The organism is Clostridium sp. OM05-6BH (genome assembly GCF_003481635.1).
Classification (GTDB): domain Bacteria; phylum Bacillota; class Clostridia; order Lachnospirales; family Lachnospiraceae; genus Butyribacter.
The window spans coordinates 66,703-86,403 of the sequence record NZ_QULH01000003.1; the positions used below are offsets into that span (position 1 = coordinate 66,703).

General features: G+C 41.5%; 14 protein-coding genes and 3 pseudogenes. 3 read left to right on the forward strand and 14 right to left on the reverse strand.

Annotated features, from left to right (window positions below):
- Window positions 1-258 precede the first annotated feature (258 nt).
- Window positions 259-942, reverse strand: coding sequence for a hypothetical protein (locus DXB73_RS04365; RefSeq protein WP_118690245.1), 684 nt, complete (start codon window positions 940-942; stop codon window positions 259-261).
- Window positions 943-1,134: 192 nt separating this feature from the next.
- Window positions 1,135-2,985, reverse strand: coding sequence for a DNA topoisomerase (locus DXB73_RS04370; RefSeq protein WP_118690246.1), 1,851 nt, complete (start codon window positions 2,983-2,985; stop codon window positions 1,135-1,137).
- Between the two features lie 62 nt (window positions 2,986-3,047).
- Between DXB73_RS04370 and DXB73_RS04375 the strand changes: the two genes are divergently transcribed.
- Complete coding sequence (locus DXB73_RS04375) at window positions 3,048-3,626, forward strand: hypothetical protein (protein WP_118690247.1); 579 nt, start codon at window positions 3,048-3,050, stop codon at window positions 3,624-3,626.
- Window positions 3,627-3,675: 49 nt separating this feature from the next.
- On the opposite strand, the pseudogene DXB73_RS04380 reads toward DXB73_RS04375, so the two are convergent.
- A pseudogene (locus tag DXB73_RS04380) lies at window positions 3,676-4,338 on the reverse strand (DUF4366 domain-containing protein); the annotation flags it as partial.
- 639 nt (window positions 4,339-4,977) lie between these two features.
- On the opposite strand from DXB73_RS04380, the pseudogene DXB73_RS04390 reads away from it, so the two are divergent.
- Window positions 4,978-5,124, forward strand: a pseudogene (locus DXB73_RS04390) (IS3 family transposase); the annotation flags it as partial.
- Between the two features lie 239 nt (window positions 5,125-5,363).
- On the opposite strand, the gene DXB73_RS14460 reads toward DXB73_RS04390, so the two are convergent.
- From DXB73_RS14460 to DXB73_RS04440, 9 genes and pseudogenes are all read right to left on the reverse strand, one after another.
- Window positions 5,364-5,858, reverse strand: coding sequence for a hypothetical protein (locus DXB73_RS14460; RefSeq protein WP_182448225.1), 495 nt, complete (start codon window positions 5,856-5,858; stop codon window positions 5,364-5,366).
- 107 nt (window positions 5,859-5,965) lie between these two features.
- Entirely contained in the window at window positions 5,966-6,376 is a 411-nt protein-coding gene (locus DXB73_RS04405) for a hypothetical protein (RefSeq protein ID WP_147354460.1), read from the reverse strand.
- Window positions 6,377-6,569: 193 nt separating this feature from the next.
- Window positions 6,570-7,487, reverse strand: coding sequence for a serine hydrolase (locus tag DXB73_RS04410; RefSeq protein WP_118690250.1), 918 nt, complete (start codon window positions 7,485-7,487; stop codon window positions 6,570-6,572).
- A 108-nt stretch (window positions 7,488-7,595) separates the two neighbouring features.
- Window positions 7,596-8,522, reverse strand: coding sequence for a nucleoside hydrolase (locus DXB73_RS04415; protein ID WP_118690251.1), 927 nt, complete (start codon window positions 8,520-8,522; stop codon window positions 7,596-7,598).
- A 179-nt stretch (window positions 8,523-8,701) separates the two neighbouring features.
- Window positions 8,702-9,085, reverse strand: coding sequence for a PH domain-containing protein (locus tag DXB73_RS04420; RefSeq protein ID WP_118507642.1), 384 nt, complete (start codon window positions 9,083-9,085; stop codon window positions 8,702-8,704).
- Window positions 9,086-9,298: 213 nt separating this feature from the next.
- Window positions 9,299-10,093 (reverse strand): AraC family transcriptional regulator, encoded by a 795-nt coding sequence (locus DXB73_RS04425; RefSeq protein WP_118690252.1) that lies wholly within the window; start codon window positions 10,091-10,093, stop codon window positions 9,299-9,301.
- Between the two features lie 275 nt (window positions 10,094-10,368).
- Window positions 10,369-10,719, reverse strand: a pseudogene (locus DXB73_RS04430) (GDP-mannose 4,6-dehydratase); the annotation flags it as partial.
- An 84-nt stretch (window positions 10,720-10,803) separates the two neighbouring features.
- Window positions 10,804-12,186 (reverse strand): glycoside-pentoside-hexuronide (GPH):cation symporter, encoded by a 1,383-nt coding sequence (locus DXB73_RS04435; RefSeq protein WP_118690253.1) that lies wholly within the window; start codon window positions 12,184-12,186, stop codon window positions 10,804-10,806.
- Window positions 12,187-12,346: 160 nt separating this feature from the next.
- The gene (locus DXB73_RS04440) at window positions 12,347-15,385 is read right to left on the reverse strand and encodes a glycoside hydrolase family 2 TIM barrel-domain containing protein (RefSeq protein ID WP_118690254.1); all 3,039 of its coding nucleotides are present in this window, start codon (window positions 15,383-15,385) and stop codon (window positions 12,347-12,349) included.
- A gap of 368 nt (window positions 15,386-15,753) precedes the next feature.
- On the opposite strand from DXB73_RS04440, the gene DXB73_RS04445 reads away from it, so the two are divergent.
- The gene (locus tag DXB73_RS04445; RefSeq protein WP_118507637.1) at window positions 15,754-16,611 is read left to right on the forward strand and encodes a helix-turn-helix domain-containing protein; all 858 of its coding nucleotides are present in this window, start codon (window positions 15,754-15,756) and stop codon (window positions 16,609-16,611) included.
- An 83-nt stretch (window positions 16,612-16,694) separates the two neighbouring features.
- Here the strand turns inward: DXB73_RS04445 and DXB73_RS04450 are convergent, their stop codons facing one another.
- Window positions 16,695-17,918 carry an ATP-binding protein gene (locus tag DXB73_RS04450; RefSeq protein ID WP_118507636.1) on the reverse strand — a complete coding sequence of 408 codons (1,224 nt, stop codon included), beginning with the start codon at window positions 17,916-17,918 and terminating at the stop codon, window positions 16,695-16,697.
- A 358-nt stretch (window positions 17,919-18,276) separates the two neighbouring features.
- Window positions 18,277-19,446, reverse strand: coding sequence for a hypothetical protein (locus DXB73_RS04455; RefSeq protein ID WP_118690255.1), 1,170 nt, complete (start codon window positions 19,444-19,446; stop codon window positions 18,277-18,279).
- Window positions 19,447-19,701 lie beyond the last annotated feature (255 nt).

Below are 19,701 nucleotides of genomic sequence, written 5' to 3' on the forward strand. Positions count from 1 at the left end.
GTTTTTAACATCTCTGAATAATATAGGGGTTTATTCAATTCATATTTTTGCATTACATCACGCACCACGTCCTCAAACCATTTTGGCGCATAAGGAGAAATGTATACTGCCGAAATTAGCTTCTCAAGATCGACGGCTTTTTCTATACCGCTATGTGCTTGATGACTTGTGATAATAGCGCGTACTTCTCTCTCGTGTTCAAATGCTTTTCGTTTATACCAGAACGAACCATTTGCGGAAGAAAATCTTTTGGAAAAATCAATATATTTGACTTTCCCAATTTCTATTGTGGGGGTCTTTGTCAAGAGCCTCGTACAACTGTTGGTATGTAGTTTGAATTGCAAGTACATTGTTCACATTTGTTGAGTACAATTTCCACATTGCTTCCAATTCAGATTCGTTACAATGCCAACAACTTATAAATGTATGTTTCCTTCGGGCATTTCCACTGGCGTTCAACTCGGATAACAAACGTGTTGTATTTTCCTCAATGTATTCGTCTGTTAAATCTTCTGGTTTCATGCCGGGCGCAGTTTGAATTGCTTCTCTAAAAAAATCAAGATAAAATGCGTCCCATTTTTCTTTCCGCTCCAATGTGCCTTTTGCACCCTCAAATATATCCTCAAATGATTCCGCAGATGCAAAGTATAGTGTCTTTTTACCAAGCATCGAAAGGAACTTGCTTAAATCCATGTAACGCCAAAGTTTAGATTCTGGCGCAACTTTTTCGTATTCTGGTTCTGTCCAATGATAACGAACTACGGTTTCTGATAGCAAATATGCGCAATCATCACAAAGGACAACAGGATTTCTTTCTGTATCATATCCCAAATGCGCACACATACCGTTTTGAAATCTTCTTCCACAATTCGTACAAGCATCGCTATGCTCGTTGTAAAACACATCCAATTCGCGGGTGTGCCTATGTGTCATTTCCTGCATAACTTACCCCAACTCTCTTATGTTTTATTATATCAGTACAAACATCTATTTGAAACAAGATAATTGTAAATTGTAAGCGTGTAGGGGTTTGGGGCTTTCCCCAACAAGCAAAATCCCCGGCCCGGCAGGGTGGCCGGGTCAGGGATTTATCGGAAGCGTGGCTACACTTCCTATGCTTGCTACGTTACTCCGTCAGCTCTTTTTCTCCACGCGGTAGTTGACGTACTTCCCGCCGGTATCGGCCAAAAGCACCGTCCCGTCGTAGGTTTTGCCGGTTTTCATGGAGCGCAGGCCCTTTACCTTTGCTTTTCCGTCTTTGAGCAGCGCGGCGGCGATCTTCGGGGTGAACGTCTTGCCTCGTTCCTCAAAAAATCGGTCATTCTTCCACATGACAAACTGGCAGGCCCGGTTTCCGCAGTAATAGTTTTTCTTGCCCTCGTAGACGGCTTCGCCGCAGCGGGGACACTTGCCGATAACAACACGCTCGGCCTGAAACAACTTCTGCGCGACCTCGCTGATCTGCGAATGACGAGAAATCAGGTTTCGGGTCATTTCCTCAATGCCTACCATGAAGCCCTCCGGGTCGGCCTCGCCCTTGGCAATGGCCGTCAGCTTGGTTTCCCATTCCGCCGTGAGCTGGGGAGAATTCAGCACATCCGGCAGGACACACACAAGGTTGTGGTCGTCCTTGGTGGGAAGTAGCTGCTTGCCTTTGCGTTCCACAAAGCCCATCTGCACCAGCTTTTCCAGAATGGAAGCGCAGGTTGCCGGGGTTCCCAAACCTTGGCGCTCGGCGTCCTCCGGCATATCCTCGGCCCCGGCCCGTTCCATAGCAGACAGCAGCGTATCTTCGGTGTAGGGCTTGGGCGGTGTGGTGAAATGCTCGGTGACACTGGCCTCCACCGGGTCAAAGGTCTGGCCCTCGGTGATCTCCGGCAACTCCCTTGCCAGCTCCGGCACGTCCTCGTCGGCATCGGTCTTGAACGACGCCTTGAAGCGGCGCTCAATCTCTTTCCATCCGGGGGTGAGAATGGTTTTGCCCTTGGCGGTGAACTCGTTCCCAGCGCAGGTGAATGTGGCGGTGACAGCCTCATACACATGGGGCGCAGCCACGGCACACAGCAGCTTGCAGCACACAAGGGACAGCAGCTTCTTTTCGTAGAGCTGTTGGGCATAGTCAAGGGTCTGCTTGGCGGTAAATCCAAACAGGCGGTTGGCCTCTCGCTGCAAGGTGGTAAGACCGTAAAGACGGGGCGGCTGTTCCGTCTTTTTCTCACGCTTCACCGATACACAAACGGCCTGCGCTCCTGCACAGGCCGTCTTGGTGGCGTCGGCGTCGTCGGGGTTCAGAAAGCGGTCGCTGACCGCCTCCATACCGCCCGCCGCGATATGGACAACGTGATATCTCTCTTTCTTGAAATTGCTGATTTTGGCCTCCCGGTCAACCAGCATATTGAGGGTAGGCGTCTGGACACGGCCCACGGTCAGGGTCTTGTGATAGAGAATGGAGAAAAGCCGGGTGGCGTTGATCCCCACCAGCCAATCGGCCTGCGCCCGGCACAGGGCCGATTGATACAAGTCGTCGTAGTCGGCCCCCGGTTTCAGGTGGGCAAAGCCTTCGCGGATCGCGGCGTCCTCCATGCTGGTAATCCAAAGGCGCTTGAACGGCTTTTTGCAGCCCGCCATCTGGTAGACGAAACGGAAAATCAATTTGCTCTCGCGCCCGGCGTCGGTGGCGCACACAAGCCCCGTCACGTCGGGGCGCTCCATCAGGGAGCGCAGCACGGCAAACTGTCCTTTCTTCTCGGCGGGGATGATGTACTGCCACTCCTGCGGCAAAATCGGCAGGTCGTCATAGCGCCACTTCTTGAAACGCTCGTCATAGGCTCCGGCGTCGGCAAGGGAAACAAGGTGGCCGATACACCAGCTCACCAGATAGCCGTTTCCCTCCATGTAGCCGTCCTTTTTCTGATCCGCACCGATCACGCCCGCAATGCTGCGGGCGACGCTCGGTTTCTCTGCAATTATAAGTTGCATAAACACACACTCCTTTCATTGTTTCTTTGCGATTTGTGTTGTATAATGGTATTTGTGAGGTGGTAGGTATGGTCTTTAAGATAATCACATCACTTGTCTTTATTGCTGTCTTTATCGCAAGAATTGTTAAACCCGAATGGAATATTGATACTACTTCCATTATTCTTCTTATACTTGCTTTCGTCCCGTGGTTTATCCAATACATTAAAACACTGGAAATCAGCGGACTTGGCAAAGTTGAGCTGGTTGGCAAAGAGCAGAAAAAAGAAATTGATAAAAAGGCAAGTGAGGCAGGAATCCAAAAAAGTGAAACAGCGGACAACGAGCAATACACTTTCTATGGATTGCGGTACAGCGATCCCAAATTGGCTTTAGCTGGTTTGCGGATCGAAATTGAAAGTGTATTGAGAAAAATAGCTGAAGCGAACCAATTAGATACTTCTCGTACTGGTATCGGGCAAATGGCAAAAGTTCTTAGCCAACACCAGCTTATCAATGATAATGAACGAGCTATCATATTTGACCTTGTTGGTATTTTGAATAAAGCGGTACATAATCAACTTAAAGAATACGAAAGCGAATCGTTCGACTGGGTATTTGACCTCGGTCTTGATTTGCTTAAATCACTTAACGCCAAACTATCGTAATAAAAGCGGCATTGCTATTTCTTGTTTGATAAGCAATGCCGCTTTTTCTTTACTCTTTATCCGTTTCCATGCTGTCGTCCACTTCGGGTGTCACTTCGTCCTCGTCGTCCTCGTCGTCCTCGTCGTCCTCGTCCTCGCCAAAATCGTATTCGTCCAGCTCGTCGCCGCCCTTGGTGTCGGCCTTGGGTTTCTTAAACTTGACGAAGTAAAGGGCCGCGCCGCCGCCAATCAGGGCCACCACAAGGAACACGACAAGGCCGCCCATGCCGGTGCTTTTCGGTTCATCTTTCTGTGGCTGCTCGGTTTCCTCCGGCTCCGGGCCGGTACACTCGGTCATATTGGTTTTACATACCGGGCAATTCGTGTTGACGGCTCCTGCCGCGCACTTGGTCGTACAGGTGCAGGTTTCCGGGGCGGCTTTGCCGTCCTCCAACAGTGCTTGCAGGTCGGCGTCGTCTACTTGGTTGAGGAAGTGAACGGCGGTTTCCTTGTCCTCGTTAGCACGGTCGATCAAAATATAAAAGTAATTGCCCGCCTTGGTGGTAACGGTGATAAGCTGCTTATTTCCGTAGAAATCATCCACCAGTGTTGCGTTGCCCTCCGGGGTGACAGGTACGCCCTCCGGCTCCATGCTGCCGGTGGTGGGTTCTTCCTCCTGCGGTGCCTCGGTGGTTTCCGGCAAAGGCTCCGGGTTGGGGTCAGTGCCACCAGATACTCATTTTTCATATATTTTTCTGTAATCGGGCACATATTTTGAATCAAAAATGCCTTCTCATGACCAAGCACTTCTCCAAAAACAATTGTATCGCACCTATGATACTTTTGCATTTTCTTATTATAGATTCCTTTAAATTTAGAAGTCTGTGATGAAAATGGTATCATCCAAAACAGCTGCGTATTACTATCCTGGAATGCATAAAAACATGGTCTATCATGTAACTGTCCATTTACCTTTTCCTTATTCTGCATCAAATAAGAATCTGGAAAATCCTTAAAGTATTGATCATCAATATAATAAAAATGTCCTATTTCCATTTCTTCTCCTAACGTCAAAAAGAGGCTCCGTCCTCTCGAACAGAACCTCAAAACATTTGAACTCGACCTTTTCTAAGTCGCATATCGAGTAGCGACAGACATTTGAACTCGACCTTATTTGAGTTGCATATCGAGTAGCAACAAACATTTGCAGTAATCTCTTACTGTGGTTAAAGTATACATTCAAATGTGCCGCCTGTCAAGCTGTCAAGGTCAAATATAAGTTCAAATCACAGCTTGCGGCTGCATTAATATTATATGTCCGTATCCAACTAGATATTCATTTTACACGATACTGCTAGACTATTCAACGATTGACACTCTGGATACCACTATGGTTATCAATGCATGTAAAAAGGCATTTAAAGTAGCAAAGCCGTTAATCATCAACTCGGATCAGGGCAGCCAGTTTACCAGTGATAAATATATTGCTTTCATTTGTGATAACGGTATTCGCCAGAGCAGCCGCATAATATAAAAAGTCCGGGAGACGCTACATTGCATTCTCGAACCTCTGAGTTTATCCGCACTCTTCCACAAAGCTTCTTCCATTGTGATTTCTTTCTTAGGTTTAGCCGCCTTAGCCATTTTGGTTATCTCCATCTATTTGTACTATAAACCTTAATCCAAAGTTAATCCAACAACACTTAATCCCTATTTTACACAACTCGCTGTCCCTTAATACGGACTCACAACATCATTTTAAGACATTTTCACTTTTTTCACAACCTTATCAAGCAATCTCAAAAAACAGATTGCCCCCTCATCGGTCGACGTCACATTAACTTTACGCCCATCCGTATAAGAAATTTGTAAATCAAAACGCTTTTCTGGACAACTATTCTCCCTTGCAAACACTGGTACATTCAACTCTTTTCGCAAAGCTGATGACAATTTCTGCACTTCTTTCTTTTCGATATGTTTAACTTGTTTATCGACAGATTTTCTTGATGTTCCCTCATACCGGTAAATCCGAACCAATCCATTCGGAAACATTTCATACACGGTATACCGTTGTATATCTTCGCTAATTCCTATTGAAGTCCATACTTTAAAACGTATTTTCACCATATAAGAGGCAGGTAATAATTCTGGTGCCCATTCGAATTTACAATCAAGACAACCGTAGTCAGGTTGTGGCAAATCGTCTATAATGATATCACAACCACCAAGAATCATTTTACCTTGTTCTGCCAATTTGTACGCCTCTCCCGTTGGCATTCCATATAGAATTTCACACACATTACTTGAACCGCATTTTGGACATTTAAGATTCATAGTTATCTTCTCTCTCCAGCATCCTCTTATCTTGTACTATTCAATTGTTCCGCTATTTTTTCTGCCTCTTCATTCGAGCTCATTGGAATCTGACATACACCACCTGTAATCGCCGCATGAACATATGGCGCGGCAATTCTATTTTCATTTATATAAATTTCCACCTGGTCTCCAATATGCTCCTCCGTTATCTTTGCAAATTTATTTGCCCCTTCATCCGTAAAAGTAATCTCTACTACCGGCTCCTCGCCGTCAGATTGGTCCACTTTCTTTGCTTCTGCTTTCCCTATTCCACCAGACATAATAACATTACCATCTGTATCTTTTAGATAAAATTCATTTTTCCTTGTACTTTCACTTGATTCTGTCTTTTGAAACCATGCCGTACCATGACACCCCTGATACGCACCTATGCTCGCATTTATTATGGTTAACACAAGACACAAAACTAGAACTAATCTGCATAGCGCAACTCCTCCTTAATACACATTAAACCTTACTGTTTTACAAAATAGGAGTACAATGGGGGTACAAATCCCATCCACATTCCCTAAAAGCCTTGATTTTAAGCCTTTTCAGCCGAAAGTACGGTTTCTGGGAAAATTATAGCATATTGTTGCAAGTCTATTCTTACAATTCCATCAGAAAATGTTCATGTAGCGCACGTTTCACCTGATCGAAATTACCTCGCTCCGGACATTGGATGGAAACAACCAATCCCTTCTCTGGGAGAATCGTTGTAATCTGTCCGAATGCGCCATCAGCACGATAGGATCCTGGATATGGACTGATCCAGAACTGATAGCCATATCCTACATGCCAGAGATCTGCAGATGGCTCGAAGGTAAATTTCGGGGTGGACACCTCCTGCACCCAGTCCCTGCTGACAATCTGCTCACCCTTCCAGTTACCCTCAGCCAGATAGAGCTGTCCCAGTTTCATCATCTCGGTACAAGTCAGATACATACCTCCGCCGCCATTCGGATGTCCCTGTGGATCATGCTCCCAGAGCGGCCATCCCATATCAAGGGGCTGGAATACCTTCTCATACAGATACTCTCCCATCCGCTTGCCAACGGCCCGTTCTACCATATGAGCAGCCAGAATACTGTCGGCAGAGGAATAGCAGAATGCACTGCCTGGCTCCACAGGAACCGGCTGTGCCATCATATATTTCTCATAATCCGGTGCGCCGACGCCCGGACGTCTGTCCGCATTCATCAGAAGTGCCTTACCAAAGCCACTGGATATGCAGAGCAGATGTTTCAACTGAATCTTCTCCAGATTTGGATCCGGATTTGAAGGAAGTTTATCTTTAAATACTTCCGCCACATGATCTTCCAGGCTTAGTTTTCCCTCTTCCATTGCAAGTCCAACTGCTGTTACCGTAAAACTCTTGGTATGTGAATAAATATTTCTCGGTGCATTTGCTGCGTAGTGCATCTCACAGAGTACCTTATTCTCATCTCCGACACTGATAGCTTCCAGCGGCAGATTGTGGCTGCTGGCATAACGATGAAATTCCAAAAACTTTTCTTCCAGTAACATAATACCTCTATCCTTTCCGGCAAATCTCTGATGTCAGTCCGATATAACCGGTGCGACGTGTCACAAGGTTAAAACCAATCTATCTGACATCTCCAATGTATAAGTTTTCTATATTTTATCCGTACAATATTTGAAGCTTGCTGATAAAATCCTCAATAATAAAGCGTGAATTGATCGATGTGTATACTCTCTGATCTGCGGACTGTTCTCCGGATAGCGATAAGAGGTATCCTCCTGTACCTCCGGTGCTTTGCAGCACATAAAGCTGCCGCAATTTGGTTCCAGGGTCACTCCTACCGCCGGGGAGTCTCCAAGCGACCAGCTCTCTCCCGCCGACCACGAGGCGTTTTCTGTTTCATAAAATGATATGAGATTTTCGTACAATAATCTGCCGATCTCGCCATAAGGAGCGATCCGCCGTTGTATTTCTCCAAAACCAATATGCATGGTTCCGTAAACATTGTTGGGAATCATCCATATATCTCCTCCACAGTGAAGCACTGTATTGGCCGCCTCCACATCATTTCCAAAATTAAATTCCCATCCCGGCTTCTCACAACCAATGGGATTGCCTCCAATGCATACTACTGTCATTCTATCCACAATTTCGGACTTTGCCCGGATGGCTTCCGCCACATTTGTAACTGCCCCAATACATAAAACAAACAACGGCTTGTCGTCCTCCTTCATGGTCTCCTCGATGATAAACTGCGCCGCCTCTGTCAAGGGTTCCCCCTGATGCTCTGACATTTTGCCGGTCTGTCCCCGAAACACCGGCACATCTGCCCCCATTGCCTCTGTTACACGACAGATCATCTCATAGCTCTGTTCCATGCTTCCCTCTGCCACAAAATGTTCCGCACATATTCCCTTGACCTCAAGCATTTTACTCATCAATGCCTGTGCGATTGCAAAAGGATCATCCGCCTCACAGGCGGCATCCGTATCAATGATCACTCGTCTTTTACGGTATTCCTGCACATGATAATGCAGGGAAGCTTTTCTCTGTTCCAGTGTAATTTTACCTGATGACATTTCCTACTCCTTTATCATTTTGCCCATGTTGTTTTATCCCGTTCTCCCTGATAATCAAAAAGTCCGTCGTTTTTCTCCTTGTGGGATGCCACCTTGATCAGAGAACGAAAAACCCTGTCATCCCCGACCTGCTCTGCTCCCAGTCCATCATCGTCCCTCGCACCTTATAAGACATTGAATCACAAAACGTACTCAGATAACATCCTGCCAATCTTCCCAATATCTACAGCACCCTTAAATTCAAATTTGGCTGTAAATCCGTTCGTAAACATTACGAATAATTCTGAATCAGGAAACAATTCCATAAATCCCGGTGTCTGAATTGAAAAATACTGAATTTTGGAATACGGCATTGTCGCAAAGGATTTTCTCTTTCCTGTAATCCCCTGCACATCAATAGAAATAATCCTCTTGTTTGTAAATACTAACTGATCGCGAATCGTTTTAAATGCAAACTCCACCTTTTCGTCTGCAATCAATAACCCGTCAACCTCTCCACGTACCTCATCATTGCTAATCGGTTTCAAATTAAAAACACTGTCCTGATTAAAATTTACTGCCATATTTTCCTCCTATCATTCTGTTGTGTTTGTTTACTTTATCTGATATCTCATTGTATCACATACCGTTTTTATCATGTTGTCTTTATATAGTATGATAATTTACCCTCTGCCTTCTGTCAATCGTACTTGTTGAAAGACCACTGCGTTTGGCAAATCAGTCTTTCTATAACTGTCCTGCCCTTCTATATTTTTGAATTTCCCACTTCTATCCCCTTACCCATTTTGTCTTTTGTTTTTCCGATATTCACTTGGTGTGGTTTTATAGCGTTCTTTAAACACTCTGTTAAATGTTCTCTGACTGTCAAAACCGCTGTCCAGACAGATATTCAGGATCGTATCATTGGTATTTACCAATCTTGTGCATGCATAACTTAATCTGGCATCATTGAGATACTGATTGAAATTACGGTGAAATGTTTTAGAAAACACCCTGGATAATACATACTTGCTCACTCCAAGATCGCGTGCCATATCTTCCAAAGAAAACTGTCTCCTGAAATTTCCTGATATATAAGATACAGTACGATAAATTAAGTCATCACTTCCCACACAACTTTTTTCCACCAATTCCATTTTTCCTATACATCTTGCCAGCACAATTTGAACATAAGCTTGAACAATCATAGGTTCGTTTTCTTCCATTTGGATAATCGCCTGAATTGCATTATAAACATCTGGTTCAATCTGCCCCGCACGAATAACCGGATATTTAGGAGCATATCCTTGTATTTTATCTTTAAGTACTCCTGCAAAAGAAGACGGAACCAAGATATAATCCGCCCGGCTCGTTTTTTCTGAAAACACTTGATAATGATGAATAATATCAGAAAAGACAAATCCGATATCACCCTTTTCCATATGATATAATTCCTGCCCCACTCCCATCTCAAGTGTTCCTTCCGTTACGCACACAATCTCCAATGCATTATGCAAATGTGGAGATACATGTTTTGACACTCTTTGCGCCGCATATACCTCTTCCTTTGTTTCCTTAAACGTCAAATGCATTGATACATCTCCCCTTTATTACTTAATTGTTGATTTCCTCTGCAACATTTGTCTACATTTTCTTTTAATTTGGCAAGCATTCTTATCCAGCCTGTCCTATAATGAACTTGCAAACAAGAAAAGGAGGAATACAAAATGAGCAAATTCAAAAATTATATGAACAACCTTTTAGCTTTCTATGAAGGATACTTTGAGCATGTATATCATGCATAATCTGGCTAAAAGGACTATTTGTGAAAACTGAATACTGAAAAAGCAGACCACTTCCCCCCCCTTTACACATTCTGGTATCCATTGGGATGACTTTTATGCCATTTCCATGCCGTACCGATAATTGTTTCCAAATCTGCATATTGTGGATTCCATCCCAACACTTCCTTTGCTTTTGCACTGGAAGCGATCAACATAGATGGATCTCCTGCTCGACGTGGTTCTTCCTTCGCCGGAATCGGATGACCGGTTACTTTTCTCGCAGTTTCTACAACTTCTTTTACCGTAAAACCGACTCCATTACCAAGATTGAATATATTGCTGTCGTTTCCATCACAAAGATACTTCATTGCAAGAATATGAGCCTGTGCAAGATCATTTACATGAATATAGTCTCTGACACAAGTACCATCCTTTTCTTTTCCTTTCGTAACAAAAAGCATTGCCTGTAATTGTTTATTCAATTAAGACAATGCTTTCCTGTTACCAATTTCTGCTCATTACCGCTGAGCGGTTTCTACTGTAATTCCCTTTTCTTTTTTGATCTTTGCATTTGTCTCCTCCACATTCATTCTGGAAAGGATAAACATAATAAGTACATCAAAGATCAGTGGCAGCCAAAGATACATAAACTGCATCATATTCAACGCAGACTGTGGCTGAACAGCATGTGTTCCCACATAACCACTAAGTTCTAAGAGCCATCCTACGACCGCCGTTCCAATACCTCCGCCAATCTTAACGCCAAGTGAAGTACAGGAATACATCGTACCATCCACACGCTTTCCCTGTGTCAGATATGTATACTCGGAACAAGATGCGATCACTGCATTCATGTCTCCCTGCCAAGGTCCCTGTCCTAATGCTGCTAATGCTGTAAATGCCATCATCAAAGGAATACTTCCCATATATCCGGCAACAACAACAAGAGCTCTGCCAATCACAGCAAGGATGTAACCTCTCAAGTTCAGCTTATACATACCATTCCACTTTCCAACCAGTGTTGGTGTAAAGATTAATGCAATGATAAGAGGAATGTTTACCGCCCAGGCAAATTGTCCAAACAGATTTTTGTTTTTCAAAACCCAGGTCATATAATAAATACCGGCACCGATCATTGCACTGTATAACTGCTGTAAAATATAAGTATCACAGATCATCAGATAAAATTTATTCTTTACCAGCAGCTTGAATGCCTGAACCAGCCCATATTTTTCCTCTTCACCTGTTGTGCCTCCTTCATTTAATTCCTCTTCCGGAAGTTCTTTAACAGATAATGCGGAAATAGTATTCACAACTAATCCGATCACTGCATAAATAATTGCAACCATACGCCATGCGGCTGCATCTCCACCACATTTTGCAACAAATCCAACAGTAACTGCTTGAATCAGAAGACTGGTTGAAAAAGCAAAAATGAAACGGTAAGAACCCATCTGCACACGCTCTTTACTGTTCTTGGTAACAAGTGATGTCAGAGCAGAATAAGCAATGTTGTTTGCCGTATAAAACACTCCATTCAACAGCGTATACGCAATAAAGAACCACGCATACTGTGCCGTCCTGCCAAGACTTGTTGGAACTGCAAAACAGGCTACCAATGTAATTGCACAACCAACGTAACCATACAGCATCCATGGTCTTGCCTTTCCCATCTTACTATGCGTCTTATCAATCATTGATCCAAAAAAGATGTCTGTAAATCCGTCGAATAATTTGGAAACGGCAATCAGTGTTCCCACTATACCGGATGCCAATCCTATCGTATCTGTCAGATATACCATCACAAATGATGTCAAAAATGCATACACTACATTTCCCGCAATATCGCCAGATCCGTATCCTATCTTGTTGTACCATTTTAAGTATTTCTTTTCCTCCATAAGAATCGCTCCTTCACTATTTGTTATTTAGAAACCCCAGTAGTCTATCGTTTTTGTCTTTTCTAATTGTTTGTTGTCAATTTTCCAGAGAAAATTTTGACTGTCCGGACAAAATCTTCATCTTCTCTGGAAATTTGCTTTGGTTATCAAGTGTCTTGTATTATCCTTTTACAAACGGAATTAATTCAAACTGAAACTGAAATGCTTCCTCATTAAACCGATATTTATCCATGACATCCGGTCCGCAGCTATTTGAACCAATTCCATTCATTGCATAATCCATACAGAATACGGTGCTATCCGATTCTTTCAATTCATAATTGTGTGATACCCGTTCCAACTCCTCCTGTGTATAAACAGAAGCGTTAAACGAAAATGGATTCTTTGAAACTGCTGCAATTCCACATTGACCATTTGTAAGCTCTACATAATCACAGTCATAATGGCTTCCATTCTCCTGTGGACGAATATAATCTTCATGCATCTGAGCCACCTTCGAACGGAACAATCCATGACAGGAAGCCTGGTGTTTATCCCGGTAGCTTTCCTGTGGTCCCATTCCAAAATAAGTAATCTCATCCATTTTCTTATTCAAAAACATCCGAATTCCAAACCTTGGCAGATCCGGGAATTCTTTATCTTTTACTGCCTCTATAACCGCCTCTATTTTCCCGTCTTCATTGATCTTCCATGTCATTTCCACATCCAAAATCTTTTGTACGGTATCAGCTACCACTGCCAGATGCTCCATGATCAGCACACCGTGCTTGTTCTGAAGCACCTCTATACGGTATGCTCTGGTATAGGCAGCATCATAATGTGCCTTTTTCCATTCCAGCTTTATATACATATCGTTATCCGTCGGAGCCCGCCAAATATTTAATTCCATTGGATGGTTAATATAACTTCTTCCGGCAAACTGCATGTTCTCAAACAATCCGGTACGCTTATCTAAAACATAAGTAAAATCCTTTGCCTGTAATACGATCTGCTTATCGTTTTCCTTAACAGCAATGGTTCCGATTCCTTTTTCCTGCTCCAGCCACTTTACAGCCTGTCTGTTTCTATCATCCTCATTTGCAAGCTTCATTTCATCAAAACCTAATTCATACCCCTGTTCAAGCAACGGCATTTCCTTTTTCAACCGGTAAATAAGCTTCAGATAAATCTTACCGGTATTTGGAACCTGCAGTTTCAACTCCACTTCCGCATCGCTATGGGGTGATGCAACAACATTTGCCAGTTTTCCTTTTTCCACAGTCAAGCCATCCTGTGTCATTTCATAGAAAATATCCACATAATCCTTCAAATCATCAAAATCCATATAATTGTGAAGAACCATCTGTCCGTTTTCTTGGTCATAAGACACGATTCTCACCGGACGATAGACATTTTTATATTCCAGCAGTCCCGTATGCGGTGTACGACCGGGATAGACCAGCCCGTCCATACAGAAATTGCCATCATGAATGGTTTCTCCATGATCCCCTCCATAATAATATCTGGTCTTTCCATTTTCTGCCGTTCCATGTGCGATTGCATGATCACACCACTCCCAGACAAACCCGCCACACATCCGGTCATCCTTATGAATCATCTGAAAATAATCTTCAAAATCTCCCGGTCCGTTTCCCATACTATGGCAATATTCTACCAGCAGAAACGGTTTGCTTCCGTCATTTTTCAGATAATCCTCTATCTCCTGCAGTGACGGATACATCCGGCTGTAAAGATCCAAATTGTCATAATCATAGGTAATATCATAATTACGGTATCTTGCACTTTCGTACTGCGTGATCCTGTCCGGATCAAACTTCTTTGTCCATGCAAGCGCCTTTTCAAAATTACATCCATACGCACTTTCATTTCCCATAGACCACATTACAATGCTTGGACGGTTTTTGTCTCTCTGTACCATAAGCTGGACACGGTCCACAATTGCCTTTTCCCATGCCGGATCATCTGCAATCTTTTCATTCCAACGGTGAAAACGGTTCTGGTCTGTATCCTCCTTCCGGTACAGCATAAATGGTCCATGTGCCTCAATATCCGCCTCGTCAATCACCATAAATCCATATTCATCGCACATCTGATAAAAATATGGTGCATTTGGATAATGACTGGAACGAATAGCGTTAAAGTTATGCTGCTTCATCAACATTAAATCCTTTTTGATCTGCCAGGCATCGATCACAAATCCTGTCTCCGGATCAGAATCATGGCGGTTGACTCCACGGAATTTAATCTTTTCTCCGTTAAAATAAACAACCTTGTCCTTAATTTCAATCGTACGGAAACCAATCCGATCAACGATCACTTCATCCGGCATTGTCAAAATAACCTGATACAAATAAGGATTCTCCGCATTCCATAAAACCGGATTTAACACGGTCAGTTCTAACACACCATTCTCTGCTGTTTCCCCTCTTGCTACGACTGCTCCATATTTATCTTCTATAGTAACTTTCGTTTCCACTGGTTCTGCAAAATGCATATCCAATTTCACAACAACGCTGTCTTTTTCTACATCTGTCGTAATGTAATAATCTCTGATTGTCTTTTCTGGTCTTTTCAGCAAATAAACATCTCTGAAAATGCCACTCATCCGAAACTTATCCTGATCCTCCAAATACGATCCATCACACCATTTGAGCACCAGAACCGCTAATGTATTTTTCCCTTCATTCAACAGGTCTGTTACATCAAATTCACTGGTAGCGTGAGGCACCTGACTGTATCCGGCATAAGCACCATTTACCCATACATAAAAACAGCTATCGACACCTTCAAAATTCAGAAATGCTTTTGATGCCTTTTTTTCTCTGTAATATTCAAAGTTATGAACATATGCTCCACATGGAATATCCTGTGGCACATATGGTGGATCGAATGGAAACGGGTAACGAATATTCGTGTACTGATGCGTGTCATAACCATCCATCTGCCATACACCCGGAACAGTTACCTGATCAAACCCGGAAACATCATAGCCTTTCTCATAAAATGATTCCGTTACGTCATAAATGCTGTTATAATACTGAAACTTCCACTCTCCGTTTAACAGCTGAAAACGATCCGATCTTTCCCGATGCTCCACTAGATCATTCATACGAACTGATGCCGGAATGTAATATGTCCTCGCTGGCATTGTCTTGTCGTGCATAACATTCAAATCTTCATAAAAGCGTGGTACGAGCATTGTGTAATCCTCCTTTAATATATATTTTTTTGTTCACCGCATTAGGTAATCAATAAAATACCTTCTGTGTCTCATTGTCTTCCGTCCCTGTATTACCTTGAAATCATCATACATTTTTACAAAGAAAATGTCTATAAACAGAAATGGACAAAACATGCACAAAATGATACACTAAAGTGAATGCAGTTTTAGTTGTATACCAATATTGACTGCTTGCAGTCAAATATTGGTATACGGCCAAAACTATATGAGCGCAGCTCTCACCGAAAAACCGTAGGTTTTGAGGTGACATTCACTTTATGTATAGTTTCCGGTTCACCATTGACTGCTAACAGTCAGACATTTCACTTTCCAAAGGAGGACTCAAAATGTATATAAATTCCGGTTATCACAACCACTCCCTTATCGACTTCAAAGACAAAAGCCGACCACTTATCGTAGGAAGCTGTGGCACCTATCGCCTATCCTCACACCCAAAGCTTCCAACTTATCGTCCCAAAGGAAGACTTGACTTTCAAATCATCTATATAGCAGCCGGACGAGCTCATTTTCATTTTGACAACGCAGATGACGATACTGTCGTTACAGCAGGAAACATAGTACTTTACCGCCCCAAGGAATTCCAGAAATATGAATACTATGGCATTGATAAAACAGAAGTTTACTGGGTGCATTTTACCGGAAGTGATGTAAAGAACATTTTAAGAAATTATGGTTTCTCGAATGACCAGCGTATCTTCCATGTTGGAACATCTCTGGAATACGAACGTATTTTTAAACGCATTATTTTAGAATTGCAAAGATGTCAGGATGATTACGAAGAAATGCTGACACTACTGCTACGCCATTTACTGATCATTTTTCACCGGGAGCTTACTCGTAAATATGTACTAAAAAACGAATACCTCGATCATGAAATGGACACTGCAGCGTCCTATTTTAACGAAAACTATAACCGTGATATCAACATCGAGGAATATGCTGTTTCCAGAGGAATGAGTGTCAGTTGGTTTATTCGGAATTTCAAAAAATTTACCGGTACAACACCTATGCAGTTCATCACCTCCATCCGAATCACTAATGCTCAGATGTTATTAGAAACCACAAATTACGCCGTAAATGAAATTGCACGCATTGTCGGTTATGATAACCCACTTTATTTTAGCCGACTGTTTCATAAACAAAAAGGCTGTTCACCATCTGAATATCGAAAACTTTTAAAATGAACCAATAAAAGAGGCTCTGCATACGGCGAGTGCTGAAATGCCCAAAGTAGTTTTCCCCATTGCTAATATTTTAAATGCTAATCCTAAATCATCCAAATCGGTACAATATAATTCTCTCTGTCAATTGCACTGAGTCCTGGTTTCATACAAATAACAGCTCCTTTCGCACGAGTTGTAGATGACTTATCTAACAAATCAAACACCTTTACCAGCTCAGTACCCGGATTTGAAGTTTTCTTAATCTCAATTGGATTTAAAACGCCATCATGCTCAAGAACTATATCAATCTCTTTGGCATCCTTATCTCGATAATAATACAAGTATGGTTCTTTTCCACAATTCAAGTAGGTTTTCATGATCTCAGCTACTACATAATTTTCTAGAATTGCACCATTCATAGCTCCACTCTCTAACGTTTCTGCACTACTCCACTTCGTTAAATAACACACTAATCCTGTATCATAGAAATATATCTTAGGTGTTTTTACAAGACGTTTTAATAAATTATTAGAATACGGGTGGAGATAAAAAATTATGCCCAATGTTTCTAAAATAGCCAACCATTTCTTTGCTTGAGTCTGATTAATATCTGCATCCCTAGCGATTTCTGCCACATTCACCATCTGACCACATCTTGCAGCTACTGCAGTAATAAATCTAAGAAACTTAAGCGAATCTATAGCATCTGACAATTCTTTTACATCTCTCTCAATATAAGTGGACAAATAACTACTATAGAAAATCTGGCTATTACTGTTAGCACCACTTACAATTGCCGGCATAGATCCTTTATATATTCTTTCAAAAATCCCTCTTGTATCAGCCTCTTCTCTTTTCTTCTTTCTTTCGTTTAAAGCCTCCATTTCAATTGAAAATGGTTCCATCTCTCCACCGGATATTTCCGCCTGTGATAAAGATGTAAGTGATAGAACAGCCACCCTTCCTGCCAAGGACTCTTGCACCCCTCTCATCAATTTAAATACTTGAGAACCAATAAGCCAAAATGCTCCCGGTTCATGATTCTTATCTACATGCATCTTTATATAAGTAAATAATTCCGGTGCATACTGGACTTCATCAATCAATACAGGTGGCTTATGCAACTGCAGAAACAATTCCGGATCCGTTTTTGCAATATTTCTTTCATTCAAATCATCTAGCGTTACGTATCCTCTTTCTGTTCCTTCCATTAATTTCTGAAGCATTGTTGTCTTGCCCACCTGCCTCGGTCCCGTAACTAAGACTACCGGGTATTCCTTTGTCACCTGACTTACTACATTCTCCAAATTTCGTTTTATATAATTCATATTTTCAACCCTCTTTCGGCTAATTTATATTCTGGTTATATTTTAGCCGAAAAAATATTTTTTATCCAGCTACCATATTCCCTAAAATACAATTTTCTTTGCCTCGCTTCTAATCGCAATGTTTGTGCAAATGTTTGATTATGACGCTTGGCATATTTTTTATCTGGCGTACTCATATTCCATCAGGCGTACATCCACTCTCTTTGTTTTTGGATTTTTCACTTTCGGTCTTCTTGGCCTTGCCATTTTTATATATCTCCGTCACATCCTAACCACAATATGCTTTTTGTCCTCCAAAAAATCAAGCACTTTCTCCATAATTTTCTCATTCATCCTTTTCCACATCGGCATGGATATACTACCATACTTTTATTATTTTCTGCTTATCTATAATATCATCATTGTAATGTATTTCTCTTTCCTGAAACTTTACATATCCTTCTAAGATTGTAAGTCCAATTTCCCCATTGTAATCATATAATTTTTCTTCTTTATCTGATCCTAATTTTGTATAATAAACACCGTCTAATTTATGATACAGACAATTATATTCATCTTCATATATAAGTTCAATGTTAGTATACTCATTTACCTTATATAATTTATCTTCTTTTTCATCATAAGAAAAAGAAAAACTATAATCCAAATCATCCGTGCAAAAAGTTAATAGTTCCCCATATTGACTATATACATTACAAATGCCGTATATTTTATCATTGGTTTGAAAACTATAAATCAGAAAATTCTCTTCCTTTTTTTTCATCATACTATATATTTGATTCAAACGGGAACGGATTTCTTTATCCGACTCCTCGGAAGCTATTTTCCCATCACAATATCTCACATAATCTATTTGACCAAAAACAGACAAAGGTTTTTGATCACTATAATAGTCTGTATTATGACAATAATCCGATGAACAGCGATAAAATTGTTGTTCACCAACATTTGCTATTTCGTCCCCGCTTATTTCATTCCAATCATCCATACAGTTAGGAAATTTTTCTAAAAATTTTCTCTCACTAATATAATGGGTTGCTTCAATATGACTATTCGAGATATTAGAATCCCATCCATTAAAATCAGCTGTTTCATCATAATATCCATACACAATTCCATTGCTGACACTAACTCTACTGAACGGTAATGATATTTCTTTTATTAACTCTCCTTTCTTGTCAAAAACATTTAAAAAACCAGCTGTTTCATCTTCGTTGGAACAATACACATAAAAGTAATCATTTCCTGCAGTAATCTCTAAAGATTGACGATTCTCAGATAATTCAACAGAGCGTCTGTTTTTCTGTTTTTCATCCAAAAATACAACTTCTTTTGAATCTATAGTAAGAAAAGCAATCTCCCCTGTTCCTAATACAGCAAATAAAAAATCTGATGAGATTGTCCCAATGGAAGAAGGTAAATCCTGATTTTCCTCCTCTAACATCATTTCACTTAAACCTTTAAACGAACAGCCACTTAAAATATTTATTATAATAAAAAACATAAAACATTTTAATATTTGTTTCATACTAATCCTCATTTCTGAGCGACTTGTTGCTTGGTAGTAACACCTCAAAGTCGTACTATTTAGAATGCTACACTAAATTTTACAAAAAAAAAGAACCCGACGCATCAGGTTCTTCCAGGTGTAATCCGAAGACATCCACCGCAATTGTTATATATAAGATACTACTTCTGCATAAAATATGCAAGAATTTTATGATTTGCTAATGAATTTTTGTAAGGCATTCATATTAGGTCTATGCTGCATAAACAGGTTTAA

Bases quoted from the DNA above. Each gene is read 5' to 3' on its own strand.
- DXB73_RS04365 (WP_118690245.1), bottom strand. From the start codon at position 942: ATGCAGGAAATGACACATAGGCACACCCGCGAATTGGATGTGTTTTAC.
- DXB73_RS04375 (WP_118690247.1), top strand. From the start codon at position 3,048: ATGGTCTTTAAGATAATCACATCACTTGTCTTTATTGCTGTCTTTATC.
- DXB73_RS04410 (WP_118690250.1), bottom strand. From the start codon at position 7,487: ATGTTACTGGAAGAAAAGTTTTTGGAATTTCATCGTTATGCCAGCAGC.
- DXB73_RS04415 (WP_118690251.1), bottom strand. From the start codon at position 8,522: ATGTCATCAGGTAAAATTACACTGGAACAGAGAAAAGCTTCCCTGCAT.
- DXB73_RS04420 (WP_118507642.1), bottom strand. From the start codon at position 9,085: ATGGCAGTAAATTTTAATCAGGACAGTGTTTTTAATTTGAAACCGATT.
- DXB73_RS04425 (WP_118690252.1), bottom strand. From the start codon at position 10,093: ATGCATTTGACGTTTAAGGAAACAAAGGAAGAGGTATATGCGGCGCAA.
- DXB73_RS04435 (WP_118690253.1), bottom strand. From the start codon at position 12,186: ATGGAGGAAAAGAAATACTTAAAATGGTACAACAAGATAGGATACGGA.
- DXB73_RS04440 (WP_118690254.1), bottom strand. From the start codon at position 15,385: ATGCTCGTACCACGCTTTTATGAAGATTTGAATGTTATGCACGACAAG.
- DXB73_RS04445 (WP_118507637.1), top strand. From the start codon at position 15,754: ATGTATATAAATTCCGGTTATCACAACCACTCCCTTATCGACTTCAAA.
- DXB73_RS04450 (WP_118507636.1), bottom strand. From the start codon at position 17,918: ATGAATTATATAAAACGAAATTTGGAGAATGTAGTAAGTCAGGTGACA.
- DXB73_RS04455 (WP_118690255.1), bottom strand. From the start codon at position 19,446: ATGAAACAAATATTAAAATGTTTTATGTTTTTTATTATAATAAATATT.